We start from the raw sequence: 10941 nt of genomic DNA, 5'->3' as shown, positions 1-10941 counted from the left end.
TATTTTAATCATACAACACCATTCTCAGTGGCAGAAAAAGAATGTGAAAAAGGTAGTGAATGGTTAATGCCATTCACTACCAACATACTCACTATTTCTCTCCACCAACACAATTTGACGAAGAGCCTTTATTTATATTTATCGTAGACTTTTATACTTTTTCAATCCAACCGTCTGGTGCATCAATATCACCATATTGAATACCAACTAATTCGTCATATAGGCGGCGTGTTACTGGACCCACTTCGGTTTCTGAGTAAAACACATGAATTTTATCTCTGTACTCAATCGCACCAATTGGTGAAATAACAGCTGCTGTTCCACATGCTCCCGCTTCACTATAATCTGACAATCTATCAATATAAACATCGCCCTCTTCTACTTCTAACCCTAGACGATGCTCTGCCAAATATAATAAAGAGTATTTCGTAATACTTGGTAAAATAGATGGAGATTTAGGTGTAACAAACTTTTTACCGTCTTTTGTAATACCAAAGAAATTCGCTGCTCCTATTTCTTCTATTTTTGTATGTGTAGCAGGGTCTAAATAAACTGCATCACTAAATCCCTGCGATTTTGCTTTTTTAGATACAATCAAACTACCCGCATAGTTACCACCAACTTTTGCTGCTCCTGTCCCATTTGGAGCGGCCCTGTCGTATTCTGTCACCATAAATCTTGTTGGTGTTAAACCACCTTTAAAATAAGCTCCTACTGGCATAACAAACACTGAAAAAATATACTCTGGCGCTGGAGCAACACCAATATTATCTCCTACACCAATAATATACGGACGTATATATAAACTTCCTCCAGTTCCATAGGGTGGTATATACTCTTCATTTGCTTTGACAACTTGTTTCACGGCATCAATAAATTTATCCATAGGTACTTCTGGCATTAACAAACGTTGACAACTTTTATTTAGACGATGTGCATTTTGATCTGGTCTAAATAAATTGATGCTACCATCTTTACAGCGATAGGCCTTTAAGCCTTCAAAAGCTTGTTGCCCATAATGTAATGCTGTTGACCCCTCAGAAATATAAATTTTATTATCTTCTGTCAACGCCCCATTGTCCCATTGACCGTCTTTCCAATACGAAATATAGCGATAAGGTGTTTTCATATAAGAAAATCCTAAATTTTTCCAATCAATATTTACTTGATTCGTCATACTTTTACCTCCAACTTGATTTACTTTTTATTGTATGGATTTCATCAATAGAAGTCAATATTTTTTATCATCAAATTTTAATCAAACTAGCGTTATATGTTCTTCTTCATGTATACTTTCATTATGAATAAGAAAAGAGGTACATCATGAATACAATTACTGCGATTGAAGTCCAAAAAAAGAAAAAAAATCGTTATAATATTTTTGTGAATGACACATTTAAATTTGGTGTTTCAGAAGATACTCTCATTAAATTTCGTCTACACAAAGGTATGGTACTAACCGATGACCTTGAGCATGAGATTTTATCTCATAATGACTATCAACGTGTTTATTTAAAAGGCATTCAGTATTTATCTTATGGCTTAAGAACAGAAAAAGAGGTGTATGATAAATTACTGTCTTTAGAGGATGTTCATATACCACTTATTGAGAATGCCATTAACCAGTTGAAAAAAGAAAAATATATCAATGATACTTTTTATGTAAAAGCCTTTATTCAAAATACATTAGCGACAACTAAAAAAGGAAAGCATGCCATTATCCAAACTTTACAAAAAAAGGGTATTGATACACAACTTATTGATGAAGGTATAGAACAATACTACTCACCTGATGAATTAGATACAGCCATTTCTGTTGCGTCCAAATATATACAAAAACAAAAGAAAATGTCAAAAAAAGCATTGTTAGAAAAAACAACGCAACATCTTGTACAAAAAGGCTATACATATGCCGTAGCCAAAGAAGCTGTTTCACATGTCGATATTGCTGTTTCAAAAGAAGATGAATTAGAGGCACTGTACGAGCATGCAGATACTTTGTACAAGCGATATGCAAAATCATACAATGGGTATATATTAAAACAAAAATTATCAAATGCTCTTTATCAAAAAGGTTTTTCATACGATGATATTAGAGCATATATCAATGATAAAATGGAGAACGAAGATGACAGATTTATTGAAAGATAATGGCATTATCTTATGGGAAAAGGAAAAAATCGAAGATTTTAGACAAACTTTATTAAAATGGTACGATGAGAATAAGCGTGATTTACCTTGGCGTCGCACAAAAGATCCGTATGCCATTTGGGTGTCCGAAATCATGCTCCAACAAACACAAGTTGTGACTGTTATTCCTTATTACACACGTTTCATGACACTATTCCCTACCATTACAGATTTGGCGAATGCTCCGGAATCTGTTTTATTAAAAGCATGGGAAGGATTAGGGTATTATTCACGTGTTCGCAATATGCAAAAAGCTGCTCAACAAATGGTTGCATTACACAATGGAAAAATGCCTCAAACATTAAAAGATATTTTGGCACTAAAAGGTATTGGCCCTTATACAGCAGGTGCGATTGCAAGTATTGCATTCAATCTTCCCGAACCTGCTGTCGACGGAAATGTGATGCGTGTTATGGCTCGCTTATTTGAAATCAATTTAGATATTGCTCAACCAAAAACACGTACTGTTATCGAAGCCTTAATGAAAGAACTCATCGACCCAAATAGACCGGGTGATTTTAACCAAGCTCTTATGGATTTAGGAACCGATATTTGTTCTGCTTCCAATCCTAAACCAGAGATTAGCCCAATTAAAAAATTTAATGCGGCATATCAAAATGGAACGATGCACATTTACCCCATTAAATCAAAAAAATCTAAAGCAACAAATGTTTATTATACAGCCTATGTTATCGAAAATGACAAAGGACAATTTTATTTGCAGCAACGCGAAGAAAATGGATTATTGGCAAATATGTGGCTATTCCCTATGGTTGAAAATAAAGTGTATGAGCAAACAGCTTTAAATATTTTTGAAAATGAAGAACCTTATACTATACCTGTTAAACAACCAACTAAAAAAGGAACTCATGAAGTATTTGAAAAAATTGGAACTGTCACACATTTATTTAGTCATTTAAAATGGCATATTGATGTCGTGAAAGTAGTTGGCCTACCTGCCAATATAAAAGGTATATGGGTACATCCAAGTGAGTTTCATAAGTACCCTATGCCAACACCTCAACAAAAAATGCTTACACTTATCAAAAAGCATAGATAAACTAAAAGGATGCACTCTATAAAACGAAAGAGGAAAATAAACGTCTGTTTTTCTCTTTTATATAATCCTTTTTAGTCAGTACTTTTAATACGAACGTATCCCAAATATTAAAATAAAGACACTCGAACATTTTTGTCATGTTCGAGTGTCTTTATTTTAAGTTTGTTTAACCTAAAGTTGCTTCTAACATCCACAACTCTTTATCATAAAATCCTTTAATACCAATTAACATATCTTGGCTTACGTGGTCGCCTTCTGTTGCATCAATACCTTTTTCTAATAGTGAAACGATAACTTTAAAGTCTTCTACAACCTCTTTAACCATTTCAATTTGAGATTTTTCTTTTGTATATGGTGCTTCTTTGATAGAAGATACTTCTAAAAATTCAGCTAATGTTGATACTGGTTTACCTTTAATCATTAAAAGACGTTCTGCTACTTCATCTAATTGTTCGTGAACTTCATTGTAGTAATCTTCAAATTTTTGGTGTAAACGGAAGAACGCTTCTCCTTTTACATAAAAATGGTGTTGATGTAGTTTAATGTATAATACACCTAAGTTCCCAACTAATTCATTTAATACTGTTTCTTTTGACATTTGATACTCTCCTTTTATATAAACAATTCTTATTTAGAATTATTATTGATAAGATAATTTTACCGTATGTTCTATTAAAAGTCAACTCTTATTTAGAATGATTTCAAATAAGATAATAAACTTAACAAATAAGAATAATTTTGTTAAACTATAGAAAAAACGTGGAGGCGTCTTATGAATGCACATGATTGGGTTAAAAAATTAAACTTAGAACCTCATTCTGAAGGAGGTTATTTCAAAAAAACATATCATAGTGATATAAATATTTCTTTGAAAACAACGACACGAGCTGTTGCAACGTCTATCCTATTTTTACTAAAAACGAACAATCCCTCTCATTTTCATCGTTTAAAATCTGATGAAACATGGTATTATCATGCAGGTCACCCATTGACTGTACACATGATTTTCCCAAATGGAGAATACAAAACTGTTTCTCTTGGATTAGGTGAACATGATGTTTTACAATTTACCGTACCTCGCGGTGTTATTTTTGGTTCAACAGTAGAAAGTAACAATGATGACGACTTTGCTATTGTTGGATGCTGTGTCACACCAGCTTTTGATTATGACGATTTTGAATTATTTACACAAAAACAATTACTTGCGATTTATCCTCAACATAAAGACATTATTCATCAATTAGCCTATGATGTATTGCCATAAACGAAAAACATCACTCTTATTTCATGAGTGATGTTTTTCGTTATAGGAGCTGTTTTAACACAACCCTAAAACAATATACTTTAAAGCATTTTTATGCTATAATGTAAAGTGATACGTTTGTATTCAATAACATAAAATATATAAATATTTAAGGAGATTATTATGATTTTTAAAGTAACTTATCAAGAAACAAAAACAGAAGCACCTCGTCGTGAACATACAAAATCATTATACATTGACGCAACTTCAAAAGTAGACGCACGTAAACGTGTTGAAGAAAATACACCATACAATATTGAATTTGTACAAGAATTAGATGAAAAACACTTAGAATACGAGCAAAAAAGCCCCGATTTTGCTTTAGTTGATTTCTAGTGAGTGGTGCTAGAAATGAAAATCAATTTACAAAATAACGAAACAGGTGTTTTCGCTCTTGGAGGGCTTGGAGAAATTGGAAAAAATATGTATGGTGTCCAATTTCAAGATGAAATCATTGTCATCGACTGTGGTGTGAAATTCCCAGAAGAACATCTATTAGGTATTGATTATGTCATTCCAGATTATAGTTATTTAATTCAAAATAAACATAAAGTAAAAGCTCTTGTGATTACACACGGTCACGAAGACCATATTGGTAGTATCCCATTTTTATTAAAAGAATTAAATATTCCAATTTACGCAGGTCCACTTGCTCTAGCTTTAATTCGCAATAAATTAGATGAACATGGTTTACTAAGAAGTGCTATTTTAAATGAAGTAAATGCTAATTCAGTTATTAAATTCAGAAAAACATCTGTTAGTTTCTATTTGACAACACATAGTATTCCAGAAGCCTTTGGTGTCATTATTAAAACACCATCAGGAAACATCGTTTCAACAGGTGACTTTAAATTTGACTTCACACCAGTTGGTGAACCTGCTGATTTACACAAAATGGCACGTATTGGTGACGAAGGTGTCTTGTTAATGTTAGGAGATAGTACTAACTCTGAAATTTCAGGATTTACAAAATCTGAAAAAGAAGTTGGAAATGCCATTCATGACATTATCAAAAAAATAGACGGGCGTATTATTTTTGCGACATTCGCATCAAATATTTCACGTTTGCAACAAGTTGTAGAAGTTGCCATTGAAACAGGTAGAAAAATTGCTGTATTCGGTAGAAGTATGGAAGCAGCTTTTGCCACGGGTCGTGAATTAGGCTACATTAAAGCACCTAAAGAAACCTTTATTGACGGACGAGATATTTCTTTATATCCGTCGGATGAAGTGATTATTTTGTGTACAGGTTCCCAAGGAGAGCCAATGGCTGCTTTAAGTCGTATTGCCAATGGTACACATCGACAAATTTCCATTCAACCAAAGGATACAGTTATTTTCTCAAGTTCGCCTATTCCAGGAAATACAACAAGTGTCAACAAAGTTATTAACTTATTGTATGCTGCTGGGGCAAATGTTATTCATGGAAAACTAAACAATATTCATACATCTGGACATGGTAGTAAACAAGAACAAATGTTAATGTTACGTTTGTTAAAACCAAAATACTTTATGCCCGTACATGGTGAATTTAGAATGCAAAAACTACACGCAGAAACAGCTGCACAAGTAGGCGTTCCACTTGAAAATAGCTTTATTTTAGAAAATGGTGAAATGCTTGCTGTTACAGCAAACTCTGCAAGACGTGCAGGTCGTTTTATTGCCAATGACATTTATGTTGACGGAAATGGTATTGGAGATATTGGGAATGTCGTTATTCGTGATAGACGTACTTTATCAGAAGAAGGATTAGTCATTGTTGTCGCAACCATTGATACAAAAGAACGTTTCTTATTAGCAGGACCTGAAATTTTATCACGTGGCTTTGTCTACATGAGAGAATCTAGCGAGTTGATTAGCGATGCTCAATCTATTTTACGTCAAGCCATTTATGACGTATTAGATAGCAATGAACCTTTAAACGAAAAACAATTACGCGAACTATTCATTGATACATTACAACCTTATTTATACGACCAAACCGAACGCAGACCAATTATTATGCCGGTATTAATTTGCTTATAAAATATGCGTTAAATCAATATCCCGATTGATTTAACGCTTCTTTTAACAAGGAGGTCTATCATAATGGACAATACTGATTTAATTAAACTTTCTAGACTCTTTAAAATAATGGGCGATCCAACTCGATTACGTATTTTATACACATTGAAAGAACAAGAAATGTTCGTAAACGACTTAGCAACAACATTGGATATGTCTATATCTGCTATTTCACATCAATTAAAAACATTAAAAGATGCCAAACTTGTAAAATCCTTAAAACAAGGAAAATTCGTCTTATATTCTTTAGATGACCATCATATCAATGATATATTAGAAGTCTCTTTAAATCATATTCAAGAACATTGTGAACATCATATCGAATAAATTAATCCAACTATAAAAAATTAGGGAACTAACACGTTACCATGTTAGTTCCCTAATTTTTTATAATACATTCTCTTTATATTTAATGTTTGAGTTAGACACTTTTAAGTTCTCATTCTTTATGATAAGTCACACCTGTATCATCTTTAAACGTTGTTGCATCAGTTACATCAAAAATAAAGCAATCAATCACTCCATATTTAGACTCAAATTGTACTTGCCAGTCATTTCCTTGTCCAACAGTTTTCTTCACGATTGGATGATAAAAAACATAGTATAATGAACCATATTTAGCATCATAACCGGGGACGTCTTTATTATATTTTATAAATGTAGGTTTACTTGGCTCATCTATTTTTTGATTTTTGTTTTTCTCAGTAGTCCCTTCAGAAAATTGATTTACTATCGTTGAAAATTGATTTAATTTTTCTAAATTTTTAGAATTTTTGTGATGACTATCATCAAGTGGATATACGGATAATATCATCTTATTATTTTCAAACCAAATATATTCAATACTACTATTTTCTTCTGCCTTATATTTTCCAGTTAATTGAAATCCCTCTGCAAGAGGCTTTATCGTTTGTTGAGTTTGAGACGCACAGCCTGATAAAAGAGCAACTAGCAATAGTAATAATCCTTTTAACATATCATCACATCTTTCTTTATTTATTTTGTCACGCTATTTTAATGTTAATTGTACTCCTATCCTTAGAAAAAGCAAGCGATTTCCTGTTTGCTTTCTTCTTTTTTGCTATAGTTTAAATAAAATATATATAAAATGAATGTTTTTATGTTATAATAATCGTATTCAATACGATTTAATGAAATACCTCTTGACAGTTGAACAATTGCTCAAGTATACTATATGTATCATTTGAACATACACTCAACTGTTACGGAGGTCTTTTTATGTCACATCATCACAACCATAACCATCACAATCACTCTCATGGACACGGACATGGGCATCATCATCACGATTATAGTCATGTCAGTGCAAGTAATTTACGTGTTGCCACATTATTAAATCTCGTCTTTTCTATTTTAGAATTTATCGGTGGCGCATTATTTAATAGTACTGCTATTTTATCTGATGCTGTTCATGATTTAGGGGATGCACTTATTCTTGTTTTTTCACTTATTTTAGAAAAGACAAGCAAAAGACCTGCCAATCAAAAATATTCTTATGGTTATAAACGCTTATCTTTAGTTGGTGCTATTATCAATAGTGTTGTTTTATTATCTGGGACAATTTTTATTTTTACAGAAGCTTTTCAAAAACTATTCAAACCTGAATTTGTGAATTCCGGTGGTATTTTCTTAATGTCTATTTTTGGTATAGCCGCAAACTTTATTGCTGCTATGAAATTAAATGGTGCTAAAAATATTTTAGATAGAAGTGTCTTTGCACATTTATTAGAAGATTTATTAGGTTGGGTAGCTGTTTTTATCACAAGTATTGTCATTTTCTTTACAAATTGGTATATTTTAGATTCTATTCTATCCATTGTTATTGGTTTAATTGTATTAAGAAATGTTATCAGCAATATTATTACAAGTTATCGCATCATTATGCACCGTACACCAAGTTTATCAGCACTAAAAAAAATCAAATCTGATATTCTTGCACTACATGGTATTGAATCTATCCATGATGTTCATTTTTGGACATTGGATAATGAACACCATGTGTTTACAGCCAAAATCCATACACATCAACCTAGTGAAGCATTAAGACATGATATTTCACATATTTTAGAGCATTATCATGTGATCGACTCCACGATTGAATGGATTTCACATCATCATGAACATTAAAAAACTCGAGAATTCGTAAAATAATCCTAGGGCGAACCGATACTCAATATCGGTTCGCCTGTTTTCATTATTCATTTCAATATGTTCCATGCTATAATAAAAATGAAGAGAGGTGACCATATGATTTCTATTTTAATTTTAGAAGACGAGGAAATTATTGCAAATGGGCTTTCATTTGCTTTACAAAGAGCTGGTTATACAACACATATCGCTTCAAACATCAAACAAGCTCAACACATTATAGCGGATACACCTATCCAGTTAGCTTTACTAGATATCATGCTACCAGACGGCAACGGGATTGATTTTGCACAAACACTGCCAAATCATATTAAATTTATTTTTTTATCTGCGATTGATGAGGAAGATACTATTGTCAATAGTTTCCACCTTGGTAGCCAAGACTATATTACTAAACCATTTCGTTTACCAATCGTTCTAGCACGTATTCAAGCTATTATTTCACGCTATCAACTCGAAATGCCTAGCTATATACGTGTACTTCATCATTTACAAGTTGATACACAACATTTAACAGTAACACCGCTAGGAGAAAATGAACCAATTAAATTTTCTAAAAATGAACACAAACTTTTCTTCTACTTTTTTAAACACATTAACCAAGTATTAACACGTGAACAAATTTTAGCGTATATGTGGGATAATGACGGCACATTCGTCAACGATAACACTTTAACTGTTACATTAAAACGACTTCGCCAAAAAATAGAATCGGATACACTCGTGATTGAAACATTACGCGGAATTGGTTATCGTTTGAAAGGAGATATTCATGAAAGTCTATCATAATCACGAAGCACGCAAATGGCTTTATGGATATTTTGTCTTATCTGCTTGCATCTTGTTACTGCTTCTTGGACTAGGTATATATTGGCAACAATTATATCGCACGCAATTACAAACAATTGCCACAGAGATATTTGCGATTAGTCAGACAAATGGCAGTTTCCGAGATTATTTTAATGGTGCTCCATTATCACAAGACGCTTTAAAAGAAGTTTCCAATTTACAAAACCATTTATTTGCACCTAAAAATATGTCCTTTGCACCAGAAACCATTTTTATATATTTATTCATCATTTGGTTTATTTTATCTGCACTTATTTTTGTCTGTATGACATTATATTTAAATAGTCTTTATAAAGAAATTGGTCAGCTAAAAGAATACGTTTCACATTTTGTTAATTCTGAAACAGTATACGATATTCGTTCGAATAAAGAGGGTACTTTATCTGCATTGAAAAATGAACTATATCAAACAGCAACAGCGCTACATTTCCAGTTTAAGACGACAAAAAAACATAAGGACTATTTGTCTAAAAATATTGCGGATATTTCCCACCAGTTGAAAACACCCTTAACATCATTACTAGTTGTCACAGATACGCTACTAGCACTACCCGTTGAAGAACGGAGTGACGAACAACTAGAATTACTCGAACCACAATTAGATCGTATCAATGTACTTATTCAATCATTATTGCTTTTAACAAGATTAGATGCCGGTGTCATCAAACTAAAAAAGGAAACAATAGACACAAAAGAATTCATAAACTCAATTCTTTCCCAACTAGATGTGCTAATTACAAATAAACATCTTGACCTACACGTTTCTTACCCCGACGGTGCAACATTATACGCCGATACATTCTACATTACTGAAGCTGTATCAAATGTGATTAAAAATGCTATTGACTATACACCAATGTACAAACAATTACGCATTTCGATTGAGGACACCGTTTTTTTCTCAACGATTTACATTTTTAACGAAGGAAGCCATATCGATAAAGAAGATTTACCATATATCTTTGAACGATTTTACCGAGGTAAAAAAGCTGTATCTTCGAGTGTCGGCATTGGACTTTCTTTAGCTTATGAAATCATCCAACAACATAATGGAAAACTCAGTGCGGAAAATACAGCTGACGGTGTATTATTTACATGCTCTATCCCAAAACCATAGTCATAAAAAGGCATACAACAAGGACCCAGAAATCGTGAAATGATTTCTGGGTCCTTGTTATTAAAAGGCTGTATAATTTTTAGGGTTGATGGCATAAGCCAGCAACCCTAATTTTATGTAGACAAAAAGGCAATTTTCTCTTAAATTAAAAGTACCACCAAATAATAAGGAGAAATTGCCTATGTCTAA

The 10941-nt window shown here is 32.6% G+C and carries 12 protein-coding genes; 9 read left to right on the top strand and 3 right to left on the bottom strand.

The genetic code is table 11. The annotated features are described in order from the left end of the window. Positions 1-151: 151 nt before the first annotated feature. On the bottom strand, positions 152-1177 hold the full coding sequence (locus GMA06_RS07690; RefSeq protein WP_163546413.1) for a branched-chain amino acid aminotransferase: 1026 nt from the start codon (positions 1175-1177) through the stop codon (positions 152-154). 146 nt (positions 1178-1323) lie between these two features. Between GMA06_RS07690 and recX the strand changes: the two genes are divergently transcribed. Both recX and mutY read left to right on the top strand, forming a co-directional pair. Beyond that, positions 1324-2151: a recombination regulator RecX gene (gene recX / locus GMA06_RS07685; protein WP_163562230.1), complete on the top strand. Its 828-nt coding sequence runs from the start codon at positions 1324-1326 to the stop codon at positions 2149-2151. Then, on the top strand, positions 2129-3250 hold the full coding sequence (mutY, locus tag GMA06_RS07680) for an A/G-specific adenine glycosylase (protein WP_163562229.1): 1122 nt from the start codon (positions 2129-2131) through the stop codon (positions 3248-3250). Before recX ends, mutY begins: the two co-directional genes overlap by 23 nt. Before the next feature lie 166 nt (positions 3251-3416). On the opposite strand, the gene GMA06_RS07675 is transcribed toward mutY, so the two are convergent. Beyond that, positions 3417-3848, bottom strand: coding sequence for a DNA starvation/stationary phase protection protein (locus GMA06_RS07675; RefSeq protein WP_163546410.1), 432 nt, complete (start codon positions 3846-3848; stop codon positions 3417-3419). Positions 3849-4022: 174 nt separating this feature from the next. Here GMA06_RS07675 and GMA06_RS07670 point away from each other — a divergent pair, with 174 nt between their 5' ends. The 4 genes from GMA06_RS07670 (at position 4023) to GMA06_RS07655 (ending at position 6944) form a co-directional block, all read left to right on the top strand. Beyond that, positions 4023-4514, top strand: a complete 492-nt coding sequence (locus GMA06_RS07670) for a cupin domain-containing protein (protein WP_163562228.1) — start codon at positions 4023-4025, stop codon at positions 4512-4514. A gap of 162 nt (positions 4515-4676) precedes the next feature. Beyond that, positions 4677-4889 carry a DNA-directed RNA polymerase subunit epsilon gene (locus GMA06_RS07665; protein WP_163562227.1) on the top strand — a complete coding sequence of 71 codons (213 nt, stop codon included), beginning with the start codon at positions 4677-4679 and terminating at the stop codon, positions 4887-4889. A 15-nt stretch (positions 4890-4904) separates the two neighbouring features. Continuing rightward, positions 4905-6578, top strand: a complete 1674-nt coding sequence (locus tag GMA06_RS07660) for a ribonuclease J (RefSeq protein ID WP_163546407.1) — start codon at positions 4905-4907, stop codon at positions 6576-6578. 63 nt (positions 6579-6641) lie between these two features. Next, positions 6642-6944: a metalloregulator ArsR/SmtB family transcription factor gene (locus GMA06_RS07655; RefSeq protein ID WP_163546406.1), complete on the top strand. Its 303-nt coding sequence runs from the start codon at positions 6642-6644 to the stop codon at positions 6942-6944. Between the two features lie 112 nt (positions 6945-7056). Here GMA06_RS07655 and GMA06_RS07650 read toward each other — a convergent pair whose 3' ends face one another. After that, positions 7057-7593: a hypothetical protein gene (locus GMA06_RS07650; protein ID WP_163562226.1), complete on the bottom strand. Its 537-nt coding sequence runs from the start codon at positions 7591-7593 to the stop codon at positions 7057-7059. A 263-nt stretch (positions 7594-7856) separates the two neighbouring features. Here GMA06_RS07650 and GMA06_RS07645 point away from each other — a divergent pair, with 263 nt between their 5' ends. The 3 genes from GMA06_RS07645 (at position 7857) to GMA06_RS07635 (ending at position 10752) form a co-directional block, all read left to right on the top strand. Beyond that, positions 7857-8765 carry a cation diffusion facilitator family transporter gene (locus GMA06_RS07645; protein ID WP_163546404.1) on the top strand — a complete coding sequence of 303 codons (909 nt, stop codon included), beginning with the start codon at positions 7857-7859 and terminating at the stop codon, positions 8763-8765. Positions 8766-8885: 120 nt separating this feature from the next. After that, positions 8886-9575, top strand: coding sequence for a response regulator transcription factor (locus tag GMA06_RS07640; RefSeq protein WP_163546403.1), 690 nt, complete (start codon positions 8886-8888; stop codon positions 9573-9575). Then, positions 9559-10752 carry a HAMP domain-containing sensor histidine kinase gene (locus GMA06_RS07635; protein WP_163562225.1) on the top strand — a complete coding sequence of 398 codons (1194 nt, stop codon included), beginning with the start codon at positions 9559-9561 and terminating at the stop codon, positions 10750-10752. The genes GMA06_RS07640 and GMA06_RS07635 overlap by 17 nt, the downstream gene beginning before the upstream one ends. The last annotated feature ends 189 nt before the right edge of the window (positions 10753-10941 follow it).

Origin of the sequence: Granulicatella sp. zg-84 (assembly GCF_010892375.1) — a bacterium.
Classification (GTDB): Bacteria; Bacillota; Bacilli; order Lactobacillales; family Aerococcaceae; genus WM01.
Note: the sequence above shows the minus strand (reverse complement) of the source record. Positions and strands in the feature narration are given on the sequence as shown.

Bases quoted from the DNA above. Each gene is read 5' to 3' on its own strand.
- GMA06_RS07675 (WP_163546410.1), bottom strand. From the start codon at position 3,848: ATGTCAAAAGAAACAGTATTAAATGAATTAGTTGGGAACTTAGGTGTA.
- GMA06_RS07640 (WP_163546403.1), top strand. From the start codon at position 8,886: ATGATTTCTATTTTAATTTTAGAAGACGAGGAAATTATTGCAAATGGG.
- GMA06_RS07670 (WP_163562228.1), top strand. From the start codon at position 4,023: ATGAATGCACATGATTGGGTTAAAAAATTAAACTTAGAACCTCATTCT.
- GMA06_RS07665 (WP_163562227.1), top strand. From the start codon at position 4,677: ATGATTTTTAAAGTAACTTATCAAGAAACAAAAACAGAAGCACCTCGT.
- GMA06_RS07650 (WP_163562226.1), bottom strand. From the start codon at position 7,593: ATGTTAAAAGGATTATTACTATTGCTAGTTGCTCTTTTATCAGGCTGT.
- GMA06_RS07635 (WP_163562225.1), top strand. From the start codon at position 9,559: ATGAAAGTCTATCATAATCACGAAGCACGCAAATGGCTTTATGGATAT.
- GMA06_RS07690 (WP_163546413.1), bottom strand. From the start codon at position 1,177: ATGACGAATCAAGTAAATATTGATTGGAAAAATTTAGGATTTTCTTAT.
- GMA06_RS07660 (WP_163546407.1), top strand. From the start codon at position 4,905: ATGAAAATCAATTTACAAAATAACGAAACAGGTGTTTTCGCTCTTGGA.
- GMA06_RS07655 (WP_163546406.1), top strand. From the start codon at position 6,642: ATGGACAATACTGATTTAATTAAACTTTCTAGACTCTTTAAAATAATG.
- mutY (WP_163562229.1), top strand. From the start codon at position 2,129: ATGACAGATTTATTGAAAGATAATGGCATTATCTTATGGGAAAAGGAA.
- recX (WP_163562230.1), top strand. From the start codon at position 1,324: ATGAATACAATTACTGCGATTGAAGTCCAAAAAAAGAAAAAAAATCGT.
- GMA06_RS07645 (WP_163546404.1), top strand. From the start codon at position 7,857: ATGTCACATCATCACAACCATAACCATCACAATCACTCTCATGGACAC.